Raw genomic sequence first — 19,907 nt, forward strand, 5'->3', positions numbered from 1 at the left:
GGATGGTTATGAAGGGACCGATGATGCGGGCGCTGTCGGGCGTTGCCGCACTATCGCTGGCGGTTGCTGCGGCGCCGCTTCTGGCCAATGGGCCAACGGATGCGGACCTGATGAACGACGCGGCCACGCCGGGCGACGTTCTGACCTATGGCATGGGGCCGCAGGCGCACCGTTTCAGCACGTTGAAGGCGATCGACACCAGCAACGTGTCGAAGCTGGTCCCGGCCTTCGCCGCATCGCTGGGTGGCGAAAAGCAGCGCGGCCAGGAAGCCCAGCCGATCGTCTATGACGGCACCATCTACGTGACGGGCAGCTATTCGCGCATGTTCGCCTTCGACGCCCGCACTGGCGAGGAAAAATGGCAATATGACGCCCGCCTGCCCGACGGCATCATGCCCTGCTGCGACGTCGTCAATCGCGGCGCCGCCATCCATGGCGACAAGATCATCTTTGCCACCCTCGACGCGCGGCTGGTGGCATTGAACCGCAACACCGGCAAGGTGATCTGGAACAAGCAGATCGCCGACTATAAGGAAGGCTATAGCGCCACGGCGGCGCCCCTGATCGTCAAGGGCATGGTCATCACCGGCAATTCGGGCGGCGAATTCGGCGTCGTGGGGGCCGTCGAAGCTCGCGATGTGAACACCGGAGAGCTGATCTGGCACCGCCCCGTGATCGAAGGCCATATGGGCACGCTCAAGGGCAGGGATAACGGCATCACCGGCAGGCTCAACGCGACCTGGACCGGCGACCTGTGGAAGAGCGGCGGTGGCGCGACCTGGCTGGGCGGCACCTATGATCCGGAAACCAATCTGCTCTTCTTCGGCACCGGCAACCCCGCACCGTGGAACAGCCACCTGCGCCCCGGCGACAATCTCTACACCGCCTCCACTCTGGCGATCGACCCGGACACCGGCGTCATCAAATGGCATTTCCAGACCACGCCGCATGATGGCTGGGATTTCGACGGGGTGAACGAATTCATTCCGTTCGACGCCACCATCAACGGCAAGCCGATGAAATTGGGCGCGAAGGCCGACCGCAACGGCTATTTCTTCGTCCTTGACCGCACCAATGGCAAGTTCATCAGTGCCAACAAGTTCGTGATGCAGACGACCTGGGCCAATGGCTTCAACAAAAATGGCAAGCCCAACTATATCCCCGAAGGCCGTCCGCCCGCTCCGGGCGAGGGCAAGGGCAAGCCTGTGTTCGCCTCGCCCAGCTTCCTGGGCGGCAAGAACTGGATGCCGATGGCTTATAGCCAGGACACCGGCCTGTTCTACATCCCGTCGAACGACTGGGGCATGGACATCTGGAACGAGCCGATCGCCTACAAGAAGGGCGCGGCCTATCTGGGTGCGGGCTTCACCATCAAGTCGATCGCGGAAGACCATATCGGCGCGCTGCGGGCGATGGACCCCAAGACCGGCAAGATCGTGTGGGAATATAAGAACAAGGCGCCTCTGTGGGGCGGCGTTCTCACCACCGGCGGCAACCTCGTCTTCACCGGCACGCCTGAAGGCTATCTGAAGGCCTTCGACGCGAAGACCGGACAGGAATTGTGGAAATTCCAGACCGGTTCCGGCGTGGTGGGCTCGCCCGTCACCTGGGAGCAGGATGGCGAACAATATGTGGCGGTGATGTCCGGCTGGGGCGGCGCGGTGCCGCTATGGGGTGGCGAAGTCGCCAAGTCGTTCAAGGACATCAATCAGGGCGGCGCTCTCTGGGTATTCAAGCTGCCGAAGTAAAAGGATCAGGACAATGATCGTCATGGGACGTGGACATTATGCGCAATCCGCTCCGGCTATCCCGCCCGGCGCAATGCGGCTTGCCACGTCTCATGACTTGACCGATCATCATGGGCAGGGGCAGGATATGGGGCATTATATGGGCGGGGACGCGATCATGGAGCGGGTGCTGATCATCGACGATCATCCCCTGGTGCGCGACGGATTGCGCAGCGTGATCGCGATCAGTTTCGACAATATCGAGATTTTCGAAGCGGCCGGACTGGAAGAGGCCGTCGCCACGCTGGAAAAGCAGGATAATTTCGATCTGATCCTGCTCGACCTCAATATTCCGGACGTGCGTCGCCTGGACGGGCTGAAACTGCTGCGCGATCGTTTCCCGATCTTGCCGGTCGTGATGGTGTCGGGCGCGTTCGACCGCTCGATCGTGCAGGAAGCGCTGGCCGCCGGTGCGGCGGGCTTCATCCCCAAGTCGCTAAAGCGCAGCGCGATCGTCGAAGCGTTGCATCGGGTCGTATCGGGCGAAATCTACCTGCCCGAAACCATGGGAGAGGGCGCGCCCCCTTCCGTCGAGGAAGATGACATCGCACGGCGGATCGACAGCCTGACGCCGCAGCAGAAAACGGTGCTGGGCCATCTGGTCAATGGCCGGCTCAACAAGCAGATCGCCCATGACCTCAACGTGTCGATGACCACGATCAAGGCGCATGTCTCGGCCATCTTGCAAAAACTGGGCGTGCTGAGCCGTACGCAGGCGGTCATCAAGGCGAACCGGGTGCATTTCGGCGCCGATTGATAGCGTCCGACAGGCTGTTCGATGCGCCGCCGCCTTGGCCAGCGGCCTATCGTCGTTTCAGGCCTTGGCTGCCAATGCGCTCATCTCTTCCAAGTCGAGATCGCGCTCCAGTTCCTGCAACACATGCTCGTCAATGTCGCCGATACGATGCAGGCGCAGCAACTCGACCCGGCCTGCGGCTACCGCCATCAGCACCAGATCGAAATGCGCATGCAGAATATGCGCATGGGCGTCTTCCTGGCCGGCATAGCTGGCCGACAGCGTTGCATGGCGCTGATAGCGTTCGAGCAGTCGGGGATGCAGCAGCACGCCGTCGGCATCATGGGCATGACGTTCGACCACGCGCAGTTGCGCCTGCGCCATGGCAGCCTCCGCCTCGCTCATGCTGAGGCGCGCGCGGTCGCTGGCCGGCTCCTCCAGCCGCATCAGCCGGATAACGGTACCCAGCGTCGTCCCTTGGATCAGCACCGTGCCGATGATGACGGCGAAGGCGGCCACCAGGATGAAGTCGCGGCCAGGAAAGCCCTCCGGGACGCTGAGTGCCACCGCGAGCGTCACCACGCCACGCATGCCGGCCCAACCCAGTATCACGGCGGATCGCGGGCCGATCGGTATATAGCGGCGCACACCCATTGCGCGTAGCAGGCAGATGATGCCGTCCGACCCGAAGACCCAGGCGAAGCGCGCCAAGGTCAGCGCCAGCAGGATCGCCAGCACCGGCACGGTCATCTGCGCCAGCACCAGTTCGAAACCGCCGACCCGGTCGATCACCCCGCGTAGCGAAGAGCCGATCAGCAGGAAGACGAATGCCTCCATCAGGAAGATCATCACCGCCCAGAAGGCCGTGCCGTTCATCCGCACCGTCGCGGAAAAGACGACATGCTGATACCAGCCGCAGATGAGACCGGTCGTGACCGTGGCGATTACGCCGGACACATGCACCGTTTCCGCCAGCAGGTAGGAAGCCCATGGCGCCAGCAGCGACGAGGCGATCATGAGATATTTGTCGTCCAGGCGCGGCGTCAGCTTGACCCAGGCGGCGCCCACGGCTGCACCGATCGCCGCGCCACCGATTGCCAGCAGCAGGAAGCTTTCCACCGCCTCGACCAGACTGAAGGCGCCGGTGACGCCAGCCGCGATCGCAAAGCGGAAAAGGACAAGGCCACTGGCATCGTTGAACAGGCTTTCGCCCTCCAGCAGGATGGAAAGGCGCCGGGGAAGGCGGACATGTTGCAACACGGCGCGCGCCGATACCGCATCCGGCGGCGAGACGATGGCGCCCAGCGCGGCGCAGGCAGCCCAGGGAAGGCTGGGCACCAGCATATGCGTAACCAGTGCGATGATGGCCGTGGTGAAGACCACCGCGCCCACCGCCAGCCCGACGATGCCCAGCATGTGGCGATGCAGGTGGCGCAGCGCGATGAACCAGGCGCCGTCCATCAAGAGCGGCGGCAAAAAGATAACCAGCACCAGTTCCGGATCGAGCGAGAGGACCGGCAGGCCCGGCACGAAGGCGAAGAGTATGCCGCCGGTCAGTAGCGCGACGGCAGGCGGCAGGCCCATCTTGTGCGCCGCATAATGGAGAAGAATGATCGCCAGCAGCATGCCGATCACCAGTTCGAATAATTGCATCGGATGCATGCGGCCCCGCTTCCACCTATATCCATCCCTAGTAGCGCGTGCGCGCAGCAGGTCCAGCGGCGGGGCAGTTTGCGCGCGCTATTTCAGCATGGTGCGCAGCAGTGCGCGTAGCTGGGCGGGCTTGACCGGCTTGTTGAGCAGCGGAATGCCGTCTGCGTCGAGGCGCGCCTTCAATTCCTTGCCGCGGTCGGCAGAGATCATCACCGCAGGGACCGGTAGCGCGAAATGCGCCCGCAATCGATCAAGTGCCGCATCCCCTGTTTCGCCATCGTTCAAATGATAGTCGATCAGGATGATGTCTGGCGTCTCGCCGGTCGGGAATAGGCCGGTCGCCTCTGTAAAGCTGCCTGCCGTCAGTACGGTGCAGCCCCACCCGCCCAGCAATGTGCGCATGCCCGTCTGGATCGCCCGCTCATTGTCGATCACCAGCACATTAAGGCCCCGCATGCTGCGGTCGCGGCCGATACTGGCCGGGCCGCCGTCCGGATCGGCCACCGGCTCGCCCACCGGCAGTTCGATCGCGAAGGTCGATCCGCGTCCCGGCGCGGACTCCAACGTGACCTTGTGGCCCAGCATGTCGCTCGCCCGCTTGACGATGGCAAGGCCCAGGCCCTTTCCGCTTGTGCGCGTGTCGAAACGGCGAAACTCATCGAATACCAGTGCCTGCTTGTCGGCGGCGATGCCGATGCCGGTATCGGTGACGCTGACATGGATCGTCTTGGCATTGACAAGGCAGATCACGCGCACCGATCCCTGTTGGGTATAGCGTAGCGCATTGGACAGGAAATTCTGGAGAATGCGGCGCACCAGCCGGATATCGGATCGAACCCAGAGCGGTTCGCTCGCCATGTCCAGCGTCAATCCCGCCGCGCGCGCCACTGGTGCAAATTCCACGCGCAATGTTCCCAGCAAGGTGTCGAGCCGGAAGTCGCTGATCTCGGGCTGGATCGCTCCGGCGTCGAGGCGGCTGATTTCCAGCAGCGCCTCCAGCAGATCCTCGACCGAATCGAGCGCAGTCGATGTCTGGTTGACCAGTGCGCGCGTCGGCAGCGCCAGCCGTCGGTCGCCCAGCGCCGCGACGAACAGGCGGGCGGCATTCAATGGTTGCAACAGGTCGTGGCTGGCGGCCGCCAAAAAGCTGGTCTTGGACAGGTTGGCCTTTTCCGCCGCCGTCTTGGCGTCGCGCAGCTGCCCTTCGATCTCGCGGCGTTCGGCCACTTCGGCACGCAGTTCGGCGGTGCGATCGGCCACGCGCCGCTCCAGAGTCTCGGCGGTTTCCTGCAACCCGGCCTGCGCGCGCAGCATGTCGGTAACGTCGGTGAAGCCAATCACTTGCCCGCCACGGTCCAGCGCGGTGCTGCGCAATTCGAAATGGCGGTCGCCCGCCGACACCAGGGCATGGGCAGGTTCGCCCGGCTGGTCGCCGCGCCAGTCGAGGCATCCCTGATCGGCCATGCCCATGCGCACGCGGCACCAGTTGAGCAGGGCGGCATGGCTGGCGCCTTCCTGTACCCAATCGTCCGGGAGGCCCAGCAGATGCTGCAATGCCCCGTTCCAGGTGGCGATCCTGCCCTGCGCGTCGAACAGGCACACGCCTTCGGACAGGTTATCCAGCGTCGATTGCAGCACCAGATTGCGTTCGGCCAGTTCCAGCGCGCGATTGCGGGCGTCCTCCGCCTTCACCTCGGTAATATCGGTATAGATGCCAACGATTCCGCCCTCGCTGGTGCGCAGCTCGTTGATCTGGACCCAGCGCCCGTCCGCCAATGCCTGCACATGGCCACCATCGGCAATACTGTGGCGGGCCAGACGATCGGATACCCAACGGTCGGGTGCCACCACCGACCCCAGTGGCTGATGATAGGCAGCGGCGAGGCGTGCAACATCCTCGAAGGACAGGCCCTCACGCACATGATCGGCTAATTCCGGCCAGAAACCCAGATAGGCGTCGTTATAAAGAACCAGCCGGTCCTCTGCATCGAACAGCACAAAGCCTTCGTTGATCGAATCGATCGCGTCGCGCAGCCGCCCTTGTGCAGCGTCGGCCATGGCATGGGCGTGGGCCAGTTCTGCGTTGGCGGTCGCCAGCCGGCCCAGCGCATCCTCCAGCTCGATGGTCCGGTCGCGTACCATGGCTTCCAGCGTGATCGCTGTCTCGAACATCGAAAAGGCATTGCCGGCCATGTCGCTTGATCGTTCGACGCGATCGATCAGCGCCGCATTGATCTTGCGCAATTTGCGGTTTTCCTCCCGCAAACTGCGTAATTCAGGCTCGGGCTCGGCCACGCTCATCGTCCGATCGCAAGGCCGCTGAACGTCTGGTTGACGTGCAGCGCATGATATTGCTCGCCATAGGTATTGAAGCCGATCACCCGATGGCGGCCATACAGTTCGGACACCGCGCGGCCGATCTGGCGTCGTTCCGCATCGATGCGATTGAGTACGCAGTCGAAGGCGATGATGCGATCGACCTGTCCGACATGCGCGCCGATATCGGCGAACATCGTTTCCATGCCGGCAATGCGATCGATCGGCTCGCCCACGGTCAGCACGATCCCTTCGTCGATCGCGCAATAGAAGGTCAGGCTGCCGTCGGCATTGGCGCTCTGGATCGAACGGACATGATAGTCGCCGCCGGCCCGCACCATCGGCGGATGGGCGGCATAGAAGGCCAGCCCCAGTTCCTCGCCGGCGTGGCCCGCCAGCCGCAGATATTCTTCCGCCGCCGGCTCGGCATTGATTTCGGTCACGATCCGGTCGTGCGGGATCGCGCCGGTGACGACCATCTTGGCGGCGCCGGGGCGATAATGCTGCGCCTTGAACACATGGATCGGTCGGGGGGTGGACAGGATGGCGATCACGGCGGCGCGCTTGTGAAAGCGACCGCCCTCGAAAATCGCCGTCTCGCGAAAGGCCAGGCCATCGCCGGACGATCCGCCGATCAGCGGGATGTCGCCGAGCGCATCCTGCATCGTCATGGTCAGCAATTCCTCACGATGCGACAGGCCATCGACCAGGAACAGCGCAACATGATTGACCTTGTCCCCCAGGTGGCGACTGTCGCGATCGGCGATGGCGGCGAGCGCCCGGATTTCCTCACGCGCGGCGACGGGGTCGAAGGCGTCGATGTCATCAAAAATATGGGACGTCAGGTGAAAGGCGTCGGCCGGAAAGCCGATGACGCTCAAACTATCCTCGTCATAACCGGCCTCGGTCAGTTCGCCCGAACTGGTGCAGCCGATCGCCACGACATGTTCGCTGTGGCGGTTGACGGCGCGGGCCAGCGCATCGCGATCGAAGCGATGCGAACAAAATAGCAGCATGCCCGCCAGCGGCGCATCGCCCAGCTGCTGCGCAACTTCCGCCATCGCCATGGCCGGATCGTGCGAATGGCTCGATGCAAAGCCGATCTCCGACGCCAATATGGTCATGCCGCCCTCTCCATGGCCTCCCTCTTTTCCAGAAGGTTATGCACCGTCTCGCGCCCCGTTGTCATCCGGGGAATCATGGGATCTATCCTGTAAAGACATCACCTCTCGGCGGATCGCCTGCCGCTGCCAACCGGGCATTTTCTGCATCGTCAAATATGCGGGATCGTACGATGAAGCGCACCCCTTCGGGGCTCTCCAGCGACATGCCCGCGCCGCGCCCCGGCACGACGTCGATCGTCACTTGGGTATGGCGCCAATATTCGAACTGCGCCGCGCCGATCCACACCGGAATGTCGACAGCGACATGGCCCAGCAGCACGTCCTGCGCGCCGACCTTGAATTCGCCGCGCGGGAAGCACATCGGTGCGGAGCCATCGCAGCAGCCGCCCGATTGATGAAACATCAATGGTCCATGCACGGCAGTGAGCCGCCGCATCAGGGCCTCGGCATCGGTGGTTGCCAATATTCGTGGTGGCAGCGCCGCCATATCTGACTCCATTCCCTCAAGACAACGGTGCGGCGGACACCGGGGAAAGGGTGCCCGCCGCCGTCGAAGGCGTGTTGGAGAGGAGGACGCCGTCCGACGAACCGTTCCCCGCCTAGAAGAAGCCCAATGCCTTGGGGCTGTAGCTAACCAGCAGATTCTTGGTCTGCTGATAATGATCTAGCATCATCTTGTGGTTTTCGCGGCCGATGCCGGACTGCTTGTAGCCGCCGAACGCCGCATGGGCGGGATAGGCATGGTAGCAATTGGTCCATACGCGGCCAGCCTGGATACCCCGGCCCATGCGATAGGCGCGTGTTCCGTCGCGGGTCCATACCCCCGCGCCCAGGCCGTAGAGCGTGTCATTGGCGATGGCGAGCGCTTCGGCTTCGTCCTTGAAGGTGGTGACGGCCAGTACCGGCCCGAAAATCTCCTCCTGGAAAATGCGCATCTTGTTATGCCCCTTGAGCACCGTCGGGGTCACATAATAGCCGTCGGCCAGTTCGCCATCCAGCGATGCGCGTTCGCCGCCGGTCAGCAACTGCGCGCCTTCGTTGAGGCCGATCTCGATATAGGACAGGATCTTTTCGAGCTGGTCGTTCGACGCCTGCGCCCCGATCATGGTGCCGGGGTCGAGCGGGCTGCCCTGCTTGATCGCCTTCACCCGGGCGATGGCGCGTTCGATGAACCGTTCGTAGATCGATTCCTGGATCAGCGCGCGGCTGGGGCAGGTGCAGACTTCGCCCTGGTTGAGGGCGAACATCGCAAAGCCCTCCAGACATTTGTCGAAATAATCGTCGTCGGCGTCCATCACGTCGGCGAAGAAGATATTGGGCGACTTGCCGCCCAGTTCCAGCGTGACCGGTATCAGATTTTCCGAGGCATATTGCATGATGAGGCGGCCGGTCGTGGTTTCACCGGTGAAGGCGATCTTGCTGATCCGCTTGTTCGACGCGAGCGGCTTGCCCGCTTCCACGCCGAAGCCGTTGACGACGTTCAGCACGCCGGGCGGCAGCAGGTCGCCGATGACTTCGAGCAACACCAGGATCGACATCGGCGTCTGTTCGGCGGGCTTCAGGACGATGCAGTTGCCCGCGGCCAGCGCCGGGGCGAGTTTCCACACCGCCATCAGGATCGGGAAGTTCCACGGGATGATCTGGCCGACCACGCCCAGCGGCTCGTGGAAATGATAGGCGATCGTGTCATGGTCGATTTCGCTGATCGACCCTTCCTGCGCGCGGACGCAGCCGGCGAAATAGCGGAAATGATCGATGGCGAGCGGAATGTCGGCATGGGTCGTCTCGCGGATCGGCTTGCCGTTGTCGATCGTCTCGGCCATCGCGATGAGGTCCAGATTGGCCTCCATCCGGTCGGCGATCTTCAGCAGGATATTGGCGCGCTCGGTCGATGAGGTCTTGCCCCAGGCGTCCCTCGCCTTGTGCGCGGCATCCAGCGCCAGCTCGATATCGGCGGCGGTGCCGCGCGCGATCCTGCCGACCACCTGACCGGTCACGGGCGAGACATTGTCGAAATAGCCGCCCTGCACCGGGGCGACCCACTCGCCACCAATATAATTGTCATATTGTTCGCGGATCAGCGTCTTTCCCGCGAAACGCTCCATGGCCTGCTGCAACATGCTTCTACTCCCGAATGCTATGCGTCTGAATGAAAGAGGTGGTGCTTATTTCACCTTGGCGAGCGCGGCGGTCATGCGCTTGGCGGCGAAGGGCGGCAGTTTGACGGCCTTGGCGGCGGCGATGTCGGCCGGCGTCACCTTGCCCACCTGTACCAGCGCGACCATGCCCATCGAATAATGCGGCATGCACTTGATACCGTAGAGGCCGCTCTTGCCGACGGTCAGCACCGCTTCCTTGTTCATGCCGCCCTTCATCGGCGTGGCGCCGGCGGGCAGCATATTGGCCATGGTTTCGGCATTGTGGCTGGCGTCGGTGGGCTTGAAGCGGATCGTGTCGCCGGGCGCGGCCTTCACATAGCTGGGTTCGAACACCATGGCGCCGTCCGTGCCTTGATTCTTCATATGGACGATGATGTCCTTGGCCGAGGCCGGCAGCGAGAGGCCGAGGGCGGCGGCGGTCAGCAAGCAGGCCGGGATACGCAGGTCAGTCAAATCACTCTCCATGGAATCGAACGGCTTGGTCTGCCGGATTGGCTGGAGAGTGCGGCCACCGGGGCCGCGCGCACAATTGACCTTTGGTCCTATGGCGCGACCCCGCCCTCCGGCCGGGCTCGGGAAAGCGGTCTTTTCAGGTCGGTCCAGCCATCCGTTCCCTCCGCCATCCACCAGACATTGTCATAGCCCGACGACCGGAGCCTTTTGGCTGCGTTCCAGCCCATCCAGCAGTCCGACCGGCAGAAGAGGATCAGCATCCGGTCGCGCCGCCCTTTCGTAAGCCGGGCGATGCCCTTTGCGAACCAGTCGCCGATACCGGGGTCCAGTTCGCCCCGGCCCGCTTCGGGGAACCAGTGGGCGCCGGGGATGCTCTCATGCGGCGTCGCAAGCCGCCACCGCCCATCCGCGTCCCTATGGCCGCCCTCGGCCGGCAGGACGTCGATGAAGAGCGCGTCCCGTTCGGGACGCAACTGCGCTGCGGCTTGCGGCGCGATGCGACCGACGCCGGGCGGCGCCCGATGCACCGGCGCCCGATAATGGGCGATGCGATAGCCGTCCGCATCGAACAGCCCGACCTGCGCCATGGCAGGCGAAGCGATCAGCAAGGCGGCTATCCAGGCGGCGCGCATGTCTCTCTCCCGATACGACCAACGGCCAATGGTAACCTGCAACGCAGGAGAATAGACCCCACCATAAGGGAGAAGGATATGCGAAGGCAGGCAAGCCTTTGGGTCGCGATCGCCCTGCTGTCGGTCGCGGCCGATGCCGGGGCGAAAGCGCCCGCCGATCCGCTGGGGTCGCCGATGTGGGACGCCCATGCCCGCACCCTGTTCGGCGACGATCCGGTGCGGTTCGATCCGCGGGTGAAGGTCGATTTTCCGATGATCGCGGAAAATCAGCGCGCCTTTCCCGTCGCGATCGATGCTCGCACCATTCCCGGCGTTACCCGCATGCTGTTGCTGGTCGACCTCAATCCCATACCCGTCGCGATCGACTATCGCCCGACCCGTGCCGCCGCCTATGTCGCGACCCGGATCAAGCTGGACCAGCGGACCCCGGTGCGGGGCGCGGTGCAACTGGCGAGCGGGGAATGGCTGGTGTCGGGGGGCTGGGTCGATGCGGCGGGCGGCGGTTGTTCCGCGCCGCCGGTCAGCCGGGTGAAGGGCGACTGGGCCGATCATCTGGGCGAGATACGCGGTGAGGCCTGGCCGATGGCGAACGGCGTCAGCCGGGTGCGGCTGAATTTCCGCCACCCGATGGATACCGGCCTCGTCGCCAATATCGCCACCTATCATCTGGAGGCGCTAAGCGTGAAGGCGGGGGACCGGACGCTGGGCGAGATGGAGATTTGGGCGGCTGTCGCCGAAGACCCCGCCATCACGCTGATGGTCGATAGCGGGGCGGGGGAGGCGCTGATTGTCGAGGCGCGCGATACCAATGGGCGCGACTATCGGGCGGCGCTGTCGGTGGCGCGGCAATCCCCTGTGCCGGCGCCCATGCCGGCGGGACGATGATGCTGTCGAGACGGTCCGTGCTGGGCGGCATGGCGGTGCTGGCGGCCGCGCCGGCGCAGGCGGCGGATTATACGATCGTGCCGGAGCCGATCGGCGAGGGCGTGTGGCTGGTGCGCGGAGCGGACGAACCGATCGGGTCGGATAATGGCGGGGCCATCGCCAATGTCGCGATCATCGCCACGCCGGCCGGGACCGTGCTGTGGGAATGCGGGCCGTCCATTCGCTATGCCCGCGCGCTGCGACAGGCGGCGGAGCAAATGACGGGCAAGCCGGTGGTGCGGGTCTATGTCAGCCATCTCCACCCCGACCATGGCATGGGGCTGGGTGCGTTCGACCCCGCGATCGTCGCTGCGCTGCCCGGTACGATCGAGGCGCTGCGGGCGGAGGGGCAGGGCTATGCCGATGGCATGTATCGGCTGCTGGGCGACTGGATGCGCGGCACGGACCTGGTCCTGCCAGGCAAGGTGATCGGGCAGGACGCGGAGGATTTTGGCGGTCGGACAGTGCGACTGCTGGCGTTGTCAGGCCATAGCGGCGCCGATCTGGCGTTGCTCGATCCGCAGACCGGGCTGCTGCTGGCCGGCGACCTCGTCTTTCATGATCGGGCGCCGAGTACGCCGACCGCAGACCTGGCCAAATGGCGCGCCAGTCTGGATCAGTTGAAGGCGTTGCCGCACAAGGGGGTGGTGCCGGGCCATGGGCCGTTCGATGCGGGCGGCAGCGCGGCGATCGACCAGACGCGCGACTGGATCGACTGGCTGGACGCGACGCTCACGCAGGCCGTGCAGGGCGGGCTGGATATGGTCGAGGCGGGGGAACTGCCCATTCCGGACCGGTTCGCGACGATGGCAGCGGCACGCTATGAGTTGCAGCGCAGCGTGTCGCATCTCTATCCGGGGCTGGAAGCGAGGCTGATGCCGCGGGTGGATGTGCCGTGAATGAGACAGCGAGTTGGACAGTATTTGCGGGATTTTTGAAATATAAGTCGTTGTTTAACAAAGAATTTCACGGAGGCATGCGTTCGATTTGAACGCATGCCTTCCTATTTCTGTTTTTTATCAATCATTTGTCGTCAATTTTTGGGGGTCGGAAGGTCAATCGACGCCCTGGATGATGAATGTCTGATAGTCGCCGCTTTTCAATCGGTAGCCCAGCGCTTCCTGATAGGCGGGACTGTCATACCAGGCTTCGGCCTCCTCAAAGGTCGGGAAGGCGATGATGACCGCGCTTTCCGTTGCCGGGCCGTCAGTCGCCCGCGTCTTGCCATAGACGGCCAGCGGGGTGATCGCATGGCCCGCCATGGATTTCTGCGCCAGGTCGCCATAGGTGGCGAAGCTGTCCGGGTCCGATATGCCGTTGCGCACGGCGACGAAATAAGCGGTCATGAGCGTCTCTCTCCTTCTGTCTGGCGGTCAGAATAGCGCCTTCATGCCAACTTGCCAGCGGGGCGGGGCGCCGGGGCCGTAGGCGCGCGGGTTGGCGGCGCCGGGGGCTTCCTCCAGTTCGATCTCGTCCACTTCGCCGAAGGTGCCAAAGGTAGCAAAACGCCGGTTGAAGGCGTTGCTGAGCGTGCCGAACAGGCTGACGCCCTCGATCAGCGTGACGCTGGCGCGCAGGTTGACGACTGCATAGCCGCCCAGCTTCGCTTCGTCATTGCCTTCGTCGCCGATCAGATATTGGCCGGACCGGGCCAGCACATCGCCGCCGAGGGACCAGCCTTTCCCGGCATAGTCGAGGCTGAGCGTGGCGCTGTGTCGGGGGATGCCGGGCAGGCGGTCGCCGCGTGCGACCGCGATCAGCCCTTCCTCGTCCGACGAAGGATTGGCGGGACTGGAGAGAATAAGCGGGGCGCGATAGCGGGCGTCGGTGAAGGCGTAGCTGAGGCCGGCGGTGAACCTGCCCCGGCTGGCGTGCAGGGTCGTTTCGACGCCCTGCCGCCGGGTCATGCCGATATTGCGGAAATAGGCGCGACCCCGGATTTCCGACGCGACATATTGGATGTCGTTGCGATTGTCGGTGCGATAGGCGGACAATAGCCAGTCGAGGGCGAAACCGCCGACCTGTCCCTTGCCCCTGGCGCCGGCTTCCCAGCTTTTGGCGACGACCTGCTTGAGGGGCGGGTCGGCCACGAAGAAGTTGGTGAGGCTGCATGGCGCATTTTCATCGGCGCAGGAAAGCTCGGCCGGGGTCGGCACGCGATTGCTCTGCGCATAGCCGGCGCGCAGGCTGAGGCCGTCCGACAGGGCATAGTCGAATTCGATGCCGGGGTTCAGCCGCTCGAAGCGATGGCGGCCGTTCAAGGCGGTGCCGATCTGGTCCTGCATGACGATTCGGGCATGGTTGTAGCGCAGGGCGATTTCGGCGGTGAGGCGCGACGTGATCGGCAGGCGGTCCTGCGCGAAGACGCCCCAATAATCGGTGTGGGCGACAAGGCCCACGGGGGCGATCGCGCCATCATCCTGCACGATGATCGACCCCAGCCCATCGACGCTGCGGTCTTCGGTGAGGGCGCCCAGTTCCATGGCGGTGTCGAAGCGGGTGCGGCTGCTATCGTAGCTGAAGCCCAGCGCGAAGACATTCTCGCCCGCGCCCAGCATCCGCTTGTCGATCAGCTGGACCAGCGCGCCCATCGCCCGCGTGGCGGTGCGGCCCCGGTTCAGCACGCCATAGCCTTCGCCGCCCAGCGTGTCGGCGATGGGATTGCCATTGGCGTCGGTCAGGACGGCCTGTTCTTCGTCCTCATCGTCCGCGCCGACGGTTTCGAGGCAGACGAAGCCGGCATCGTCGTCATCCTCGCACCCTTCGATATCGGCGGCGTCGCCATTGACGGTGCGCAGGGTCAGTTTCTGGGAATAGAGCGTGCCTTCGATCCGGGTGGCGTCCGACAGGGCGACCCACGGGTGGAGGCTGACCCGGCCATAGCGGCTGCGGCTGTTGTCGGGCCAGGTGAAGACGGCGCGGCGGTCTGCGGCGAGCAGTTCGACCGGCGACACGCCATTGCCGGTCAGGTCGGTGTCGGCGCCGACGACTTTCAGATGCAGGCCGCCGGTCGCGGTGTCGAAGCCCAGATCGGCATAGCCATTATAGAGGGTGGAGGGCGAATGGTCGCGCCAGCCATCGTCATGCGTATATTGGAAGGCCCCGAACGCGCTCCAGTCCCCCCATGCGGTGCCGCCCGCCACGCTGGCCTCCGTCATGCCGAAACGGCCGTGGGAGAGGCTGGCCTCCAGCCCCGGATCGCTGGCCCCGGTCCTGGTTTCCAGCGCCAGCGCGCCGCCCAAGGCATTGAGGCCATAGACGGCGCTCTTGTCGAGCAGGGCGATGCTGCGGATCGCGGCTTCGGGCAGCAGGTCGAACTGGACCGTGTCGCCGAAGGGCTGGTTGAAGCGGGCGCCGTCCAGATAGACGGCGATGCCCTGCGACTGGCCCTGAAGCGGAGAGGCCGTGAAGCCGCGATAGACGAGATTGGGCTGCCAGGGATTATTCTGCGCGTCCTGCAACGTCACGCCGGCGAAGTTGCGGGTCAGGGCGCCGAGGATATCCGGGCTGCCGGTGCGGCTGATATCGGCGGCGGTCAGGGTGAGCGCATCGTCGATATCGACTGCGCCGCCCGGCGCGGTGACGATGATCGGCTGGCGCGCGCCATCTGCCTCATCGGGCGTCTGTGCCCATGCCGTTCCGCCGACCAGCCCCATCGCGCTGCCGGCCAGAAGCGCCGCCAATATCCGCATCCCATCCTCTCCCCATCCGTCTTTGGCGGGGAGGCTAGGGGCGCACCGGGCGGCGCTCCATTATACCTTGGGTCGGGCGCCTTTCATGCCGCCTGTGCTTTCAACAGCTTGTCGATCGTCAGCGGATAGTCCCTCAAGCGGATGCCGGTGGCGTTGTAGATGGCGTTGGCCACCGCCGCCCCCGCCCCGCATATGCCCAGTTCGCCCACGCCCTTGGCCTTCATGGGCGAGCTTTTGTCGTCCAGTTCGTCGACGAAGAGGACATCCTGTTGCGGGATGTCGGCATGCACCGGCACCGTATATTCGGCCATGTCGTGATTGACGAAGAAGCCGAAGCGGGTGTCGACGTCCAGCGCCTCCATCAGCGCGGCGCCCACACCCATGGTCATGGCGCCGATCACCTGGCTGCGCGCCGATTTGGGGTTGAGGATACGCCCGGCGGCAAAGGCCCCGCCCATGCGGCGGACGCGCACTTCGGCGGTGTCGATGTCGACGCCGACTTCGCAGAAATGCGCGCCGAAGGTCGCCTGCGCATAGCGTTTGTCGAGATCGCCATAGTCCATGCTGTCTTCGGCCCACAGGCCGTCGCGGCCGGCGAGCGATGCCAGCGTCTGTGATTTGTTGGCGAGCTTGATGAGGCCATCCTCGAACAGGGCCTGGTCGGCGGGATAGCCGGCCTGTTCCGCCAGCTTCGCGCGCAACGCGGTGGCGGCGGCATAGACACCCGCCGTGCTGCTGTTCGCGCCCCACTGGCCGCCCGAACCGGCCGATACCGGGAAGCGGCTGTCGCCCAGGCGCACCGTCACCTGATCGAGCGGGACGCCGAGCATTTCCGCGGCGGTCTGCGCCACGATGGTATAGGTGCCGGTGCCGATATCGGTCATGTCGGTTTCGACGATCACCCTGCCTTTTGCATCGACCCCGATGCGCGCGCCGGATTTCTGCACCAGATTGTTGCGGAACGCAGCCGCCACCCCCATGCCGACAAGCCAGCGCCCGTCGCGCACCTGGCCCGGTTTCGGGTTGCGTTTGGCCCAGCCGAAATGATCCGCGCCCGCGCGCAGGCATTCCACCAGCTTGCGGCTGGAAAAAGGACGCTGCGGGCCGGCTTCGGGGTCATATTGCACATCGTTGCGGATGCGCAGTTCGACAGGATCGACGTTGCAGGCCTCGGCCAGTTCGTCCATCGCGATTTCCAGCGCCAGCAGGCCGACCGCTTCGCCGGGCGCGCGCATGGCGTTGCCTTCCGGCAGGTCGAGCGTCACCAGCCGGTGCGCCGTCATCCGGTTCGGCCCGCGATAGAGGAGGCGGGTCTGCTGCGCCGCCGTTTCCGGCCCGCCGCCGGGCAGGTCGCCCGACCAGACTTCATGGCCGATCGCGTCGATCACCCCATCCTTGTCCGCGCCGATGCGGATGCGCTGGATCGTCGCCGGGCGATGCGTGGTGTTGTTGGGGATCTGGTGCCGGGCAATGGCGACCTTGACCGGGCGGCCGACCTGCTTCGCGCCCAGTGCCGCGAGCAGCGCATCGGCGCGCAGGAACAGTTTCGAGCCGAAACCGCCGCCGATATAGGGGGAAACGAGGCGGACATTGGCCTTGGGGATGCCCAGCGTCTTGGCCACTTCGCCCACGCCCCAGGCGATCATCTGGTTGGACGTCCATAGCGTCAGCTTGTTGCCATTCCAGGCGGCGGTGGTGGCGTGTGGCTCCATCATCGCATGGCTGTGGTCGGGGGTGGTGTAACGCTGGTCGATCTTGACGGCCGCCTTCGCAAAGCCGCCATCGAAATCGCCGGCCTTGGTATCGGGATCGCCGCTTTCGGGCTTTACGCCTTTCGCCTGATCGGCCGCGAGGTCAAACCTGCCGTCGGTTGCCGCATAGTCGATCCGCACCAGCTTCGCAGCATCGCGGGCATTTTCGAACGTGTCGGCGATGACGAGGGCGACGGCCTGCTCATAATGGTCGATTTGCGGCCCGCCCAGCAAAGGCGCGGTGTTCATCGACCCCTTGCCCAGCTTGCCGGCGTTGGCGTGGGTGACGATGCCCAGCACGCCCGGCGCAGCCTCAGCGGCACGCAGGTCCATGGCGGCGATCCGCCCTTTGGCGATGGCCGATCCGACGATCCAGCCATAGGCGGCGTTGGGGGCGGCGTCGTGCCGTTCATAGGCATAGGGCGCGCTCCCCGTCACCTTGGCCGCGCCGTCGATGCGATCATGGGGGATGCCGATCACCCGGCCACGGTCGATCGGGTTGGGGCCCGCTGGGGTATCGAACTTCATGCCCGTGCCTCCTGCTGGCGATAGAGGGACGTCAGTGTCCGTTCGACCAGGATCTTCTTGAAGTCATTATGATGGGTGGTGCGGGCACCGGTCAGGGTGGCCTCCGCCACGGCCCTGGCGCCCTCTTTCGCGGCGGCGTCGGCTTCTGGCGTGCGCCAGGGCTTTGCGCCGATACCGCCAAAGGCGAAGCGGGTGCCGCCGTCCTTGCCGAACACGGCCGCAACGGACACCAGTGCGAAGGCGTAGGAGGCGCGGTCGCGGACCTTGCGATAGACATGGGTACCGCCGATAGGCTTGGGCAGCGTAACCGATGTGATGATCTCGCCTGCCTTGAGCGAGGTTTCCTTGTGCGGGGTGTCGCCGGGCAGCAGGTGGAAGTCGGCGATCGGGATGGCGCGCGCGACGCCGTCCGCGCCCATCGTGTCGACCCTTGCATCCAGCAGCCGCATCGCGACGGCCATGTCGCTGGGGTGCTGGGCGATGCAGGCGTCGCTGACGCCCAATATGGCGAGGCTGCGGCTCATCCCCTGCATCGCGCCGCAGCCGCTCCCGGCCTTGCGCTTGTTGCAGGGCATGCGCGTGTCGTAGAAATAGGGGCAGCGGGTGCGTTGCAGCAGGTTGCCGCCGGTCGTCGCCTTGTTGCGGAGCTGCCCCGATGCGCCGGCCAGCAGCGCACGGCTGAGCACCGCATAGTCGCGGCGGACGGCCTTGTCGGCGGCAAGGTCGGTATTGCGGACCAGCGCGCCGATGCGCAGGCCGCCTTCGTCGGTCTTCTCGATCCGGTCGAGGCCCAGATGATTGACGTCGATCAGATGCGTCGGCGTTTCGATCTGCAATTTCATCAGGTCGAGCAGGTTGGTGCCGCCGGCAATGAATCGGGCGCCCTGCACGGAGCCGGCCGCTTTGGCGGCTGCCGCCACGGTGGTGGCGCGTTCGTAGGTGAAGGGCCTCATGCCTCTGCCTCCCCGGCGACGTCGCGCATCGCGGCGATGATGTTGGGATAGGCGGCGCAGCGGCAGATATTGCCGCTCATCCGCTCGCGCAGTTCTGCGTCGCTGAGCGACACATCGTTCAAATCGGCGGTCGCATGACTGGGGATGCCTGCCTCTATCTCTTCCAGCACCGAGACAGCCGAGCAGATCTGGCCCGGCGTGCAATAGCCGCACTGATAGCCGTCATGGACGATGAACGCCTTTTGCATGGCATGCAGGCGGTCGGGCGTGCCCAGCCCCTCGATCGTCGTGACCTTATCGCCGTCATGCATCACCGCCAGCGTCAGGCAGCTGTTGATGCGGCGGCCTTCCACGATCACGGTGCAGGCGCCGCACTGGCCATGGTCGCAGCCCTTCTTGGTGCCGGTCAGGTGCAGATGTTCGCGCAGCGCATCGAGCAGGCTGGTGCGCGGGTCGAGTTGCAGATGCACCTCGCGGCCGTTGACGGTCAGTTCGACGGGCATCATGGCTTTGGCTCCGCTGTTTTTGGCTGTTGGCGCGGCGACCGACAAGGTGGGCGCGGCGGCGGCGATCGCGGCGCTGCCCTGCAACAGGCCGCGGCGCGTCAGTTGATCGGACGACATGGTTGATCTTCCCTGCTGTTTTGGCCTTTAGGCTTGTGTTCAGTACGAAGGGCGGCGGCAAATGATCCCGTCGCACAAAGATTTGGGGCAGATTAGCAGATCGACGACCCGCGCCAAGTCGCTCCTTTCCCGGTGAACAGCCACACGATTCGCTGGACAGCCATGAAGAGGGGGCATGCGATGATTTTCTGCTCTGCGCTAAACCGCAGAAAAGGTTGAGTTTTTACGCTCAACAAAGTGGATTTCATTTTTCTGCCATTCTTCCCCTTGCCGATATGGGAAAGCCTTGCTAGTTGGCCGCCACCCGCCGAGAGAGACATGCTCTCCCGGCCGCCAAGAGCGGGCGTAGCTCAGGGGTAGAGCACAACCTTGCCAAGGTTGGGGTCGAGGGTTCGAATCCCTTCGCCCGCTCCAGTTTTCTGCCAGTTGGCCACATATGCTGAAAAGGCAACTTTTCGGCCGCCCGAGCGGGCGTAGCTCAGGGGTAGAGCACAACCTTGCCAAGGTTGGGGTCGAGGGTTCGAATCCCTTCGCCCGCTCCAGTTTTTCTAGAAATCGACGGACTATCGCCTTCGG

General features: G+C 64.6%; 16 protein-coding genes and 2 tRNA genes. 6 read left to right on the plus strand and 12 right to left on the minus strand.

What is annotated here, in order from left to right; genetic code table 11:
• Positions 1–8: 8 nt before the first annotated feature.
• Complete coding sequence (locus AC07UX_RS12320) at positions 9–1,748, plus strand: methanol/ethanol family PQQ-dependent dehydrogenase (protein ID WP_495192315.1); 1,740 nt, start codon at positions 9–11, stop codon at positions 1,746–1,748.
• Positions 1,749–1,761: 13 nt separating this feature from the next.
• Positions 1,762–2,544 carry a response regulator gene (locus AC07UX_RS12325; RefSeq protein WP_495192316.1) on the plus strand — a complete coding sequence of 261 codons (783 nt, stop codon included), beginning with the start codon at positions 1,762–1,764 and terminating at the stop codon, positions 2,542–2,544.
• Positions 2,545–2,601: 57 nt separating this feature from the next.
• On the opposite strand, the gene AC07UX_RS12330 is transcribed toward AC07UX_RS12325, so the two are convergent.
• From AC07UX_RS12330 to AC07UX_RS12360, 7 genes are all read right to left on the minus strand, one after another.
• Complete coding sequence (locus tag AC07UX_RS12330; RefSeq protein ID WP_495192317.1) at positions 2,602–4,176, minus strand: Na+/H+ antiporter; 1,575 nt, start codon at positions 4,174–4,176, stop codon at positions 2,602–2,604.
• 87 nt (positions 4,177–4,263) lie between these two features.
• Positions 4,264–6,477 carry a hybrid sensor histidine kinase/response regulator gene (locus tag AC07UX_RS12335; protein WP_495192318.1) on the minus strand — a complete coding sequence of 738 codons (2,214 nt, stop codon included), beginning with the start codon at positions 6,475–6,477 and terminating at the stop codon, positions 4,264–4,266.
• Entirely contained in the window at positions 6,474–7,616 is a 1,143-nt protein-coding gene (locus AC07UX_RS12340; RefSeq protein WP_495192319.1) for an FIST N-terminal domain-containing protein, read from the minus strand. Before AC07UX_RS12340 ends, AC07UX_RS12335 begins: the two co-directional genes overlap by 4 nt.
• An 82-nt stretch (positions 7,617–7,698) precedes the next feature.
• Complete coding sequence (locus tag AC07UX_RS12345; protein ID WP_495192320.1) at positions 7,699–8,103, minus strand: DUF779 domain-containing protein; 405 nt, start codon at positions 8,101–8,103, stop codon at positions 7,699–7,701.
• A gap of 112 nt (positions 8,104–8,215) precedes the next feature.
• Positions 8,216–9,736: an aldehyde dehydrogenase gene (gene adh, locus AC07UX_RS12350; protein ID WP_495192321.1), complete on the minus strand. Its 1,521-nt coding sequence runs from the start codon at positions 9,734–9,736 to the stop codon at positions 8,216–8,218.
• A 45-nt stretch (positions 9,737–9,781) separates the two neighbouring features.
• Positions 9,782–10,240 (minus strand): pseudoazurin, encoded by a 459-nt coding sequence (locus tag AC07UX_RS12355; protein ID WP_495192322.1) that lies wholly within the window; start codon positions 10,238–10,240, stop codon positions 9,782–9,784.
• A gap of 77 nt (positions 10,241–10,317) precedes the next feature.
• On the minus strand, positions 10,318–10,860 hold the full coding sequence (locus AC07UX_RS12360) for a rhodanese-like domain-containing protein (protein ID WP_495192323.1): 543 nt from the start codon (positions 10,858–10,860) through the stop codon (positions 10,318–10,320).
• 78 nt (positions 10,861–10,938) lie between these two features.
• Here AC07UX_RS12360 and AC07UX_RS12365 point away from each other — a divergent pair, with 78 nt between their 5' ends.
• Both AC07UX_RS12365 and AC07UX_RS12370 read left to right on the plus strand, forming a co-directional pair.
• Positions 10,939–11,745, plus strand: a complete 807-nt coding sequence (locus AC07UX_RS12365; protein ID WP_495192324.1) for a quinoprotein dehydrogenase-associated SoxYZ-like carrier — start codon at positions 10,939–10,941, stop codon at positions 11,743–11,745.
• Positions 11,742–12,683, plus strand: coding sequence for a quinoprotein relay system zinc metallohydrolase 1 (locus tag AC07UX_RS12370; protein WP_495192325.1), 942 nt, complete (start codon positions 11,742–11,744; stop codon positions 12,681–12,683). Before AC07UX_RS12365 ends, AC07UX_RS12370 begins: the two co-directional genes overlap by 4 nt.
• 156 nt (positions 12,684–12,839) lie before the next feature.
• On the opposite strand, the gene AC07UX_RS12375 is transcribed toward AC07UX_RS12370, so the two are convergent.
• The 5 genes from AC07UX_RS12375 to paoA form a co-directional block, all read right to left on the minus strand.
• Entirely contained in the window at positions 12,840–13,130 is a 291-nt protein-coding gene (locus AC07UX_RS12375) for a DUF1330 domain-containing protein (protein ID WP_495192326.1), read from the minus strand.
• A 27-nt stretch (positions 13,131–13,157) separates the two neighbouring features.
• Entirely contained in the window at positions 13,158–15,476 is a 2,319-nt protein-coding gene (locus AC07UX_RS12380; RefSeq protein WP_495192327.1) for a TonB-dependent receptor, read from the minus strand.
• Between the two features lie 83 nt (positions 15,477–15,559).
• Positions 15,560–17,755 (minus strand): aldehyde oxidoreductase molybdenum-binding subunit PaoC, encoded by a 2,196-nt coding sequence (gene paoC, locus AC07UX_RS12385; RefSeq protein ID WP_495192328.1) that lies wholly within the window; start codon positions 17,753–17,755, stop codon positions 15,560–15,562.
• Positions 17,752–18,708, minus strand: a complete 957-nt coding sequence (locus tag AC07UX_RS12390) for an FAD binding domain-containing protein (RefSeq protein WP_495192329.1) — start codon at positions 18,706–18,708, stop codon at positions 17,752–17,754. Before AC07UX_RS12390 ends, paoC begins: the two co-directional genes overlap by 4 nt.
• The gene (paoA, locus tag AC07UX_RS12395) at positions 18,705–19,331 is read right to left on the minus strand and encodes an aldehyde dehydrogenase iron-sulfur subunit PaoA (RefSeq protein WP_495192330.1); all 627 of its coding nucleotides are present in this window, start codon (positions 19,329–19,331) and stop codon (positions 18,705–18,707) included. Before paoA ends, AC07UX_RS12390 begins: the two co-directional genes overlap by 4 nt.
• Positions 19,332–19,670: 339 nt before the next feature.
• On the opposite strand from paoA, the gene AC07UX_RS12400 reads away from it, so the two are divergent.
• Together AC07UX_RS12400 and AC07UX_RS12405 are read left to right on the plus strand one after the other, a co-directional pair.
• Positions 19,671–19,745, plus strand: a tRNA-Gly gene (locus AC07UX_RS12400).
• Between the two features lie 53 nt (positions 19,746–19,798).
• Positions 19,799–19,873 (plus strand) — tRNA-Gly (locus AC07UX_RS12405).
• The last annotated feature ends 34 nt before the right edge of the window (positions 19,874–19,907 follow it).

This window comes from Sphingobium sp. GW821-FHT02B05, from assembly GCF_059421905.1.

Excerpts from the sequence above, each read along its gene's own strand:
- AC07UX_RS12320 (WP_495192315.1), top strand. The coding sequence starts at position 9 with ATGAAGGGACCGATGATGCGGGCGCTGTCGGGCGTTGCCGCACTATCG.
- AC07UX_RS12325 (WP_495192316.1), top strand. The coding sequence starts at position 1,762 with ATGATCGTCATGGGACGTGGACATTATGCGCAATCCGCTCCGGCTATC.
- AC07UX_RS12330 (WP_495192317.1), bottom strand. The coding sequence starts at position 4,176 with ATGCAATTATTCGAACTGGTGATCGGCATGCTGCTGGCGATCATTCTT.
- AC07UX_RS12335 (WP_495192318.1), bottom strand. The coding sequence starts at position 6,477 with ATGAGCGTGGCCGAGCCCGAGCCTGAATTACGCAGTTTGCGGGAGGAA.
- AC07UX_RS12340 (WP_495192319.1), bottom strand. The coding sequence starts at position 7,616 with ATGACCATATTGGCGTCGGAGATCGGCTTTGCATCGAGCCATTCGCAC.
- AC07UX_RS12345 (WP_495192320.1), bottom strand. The coding sequence starts at position 8,103 with ATGGCGGCGCTGCCACCACGAATATTGGCAACCACCGATGCCGAGGCC.
- adh (WP_495192321.1), bottom strand. The coding sequence starts at position 9,736 with ATGTTGCAGCAGGCCATGGAGCGTTTCGCGGGAAAGACGCTGATCCGC.
- AC07UX_RS12355 (WP_495192322.1), bottom strand. The coding sequence starts at position 10,240 with ATGGAGAGTGATTTGACTGACCTGCGTATCCCGGCCTGCTTGCTGACC.
- AC07UX_RS12360 (WP_495192323.1), bottom strand. The coding sequence starts at position 10,860 with ATGCGCGCCGCCTGGATAGCCGCCTTGCTGATCGCTTCGCCTGCCATG.
- AC07UX_RS12365 (WP_495192324.1), top strand. The coding sequence starts at position 10,939 with ATGCGAAGGCAGGCAAGCCTTTGGGTCGCGATCGCCCTGCTGTCGGTC.
- AC07UX_RS12370 (WP_495192325.1), top strand. The coding sequence starts at position 11,742 with ATGATGCTGTCGAGACGGTCCGTGCTGGGCGGCATGGCGGTGCTGGCG.
- AC07UX_RS12375 (WP_495192326.1), bottom strand. The coding sequence starts at position 13,130 with ATGACCGCTTATTTCGTCGCCGTGCGCAACGGCATATCGGACCCGGAC.
- AC07UX_RS12380 (WP_495192327.1), bottom strand. The coding sequence starts at position 15,476 with ATGCGGATATTGGCGGCGCTTCTGGCCGGCAGCGCGATGGGGCTGGTC.
- paoC (WP_495192328.1), bottom strand. The coding sequence starts at position 17,755 with ATGAAGTTCGATACCCCAGCGGGCCCCAACCCGATCGACCGTGGCCGG.
- AC07UX_RS12390 (WP_495192329.1), bottom strand. The coding sequence starts at position 18,708 with ATGAGGCCCTTCACCTACGAACGCGCCACCACCGTGGCGGCAGCCGCC.
- paoA (WP_495192330.1), bottom strand. The coding sequence starts at position 19,331 with ATGTCGTCCGATCAACTGACGCGCCGCGGCCTGTTGCAGGGCAGCGCC.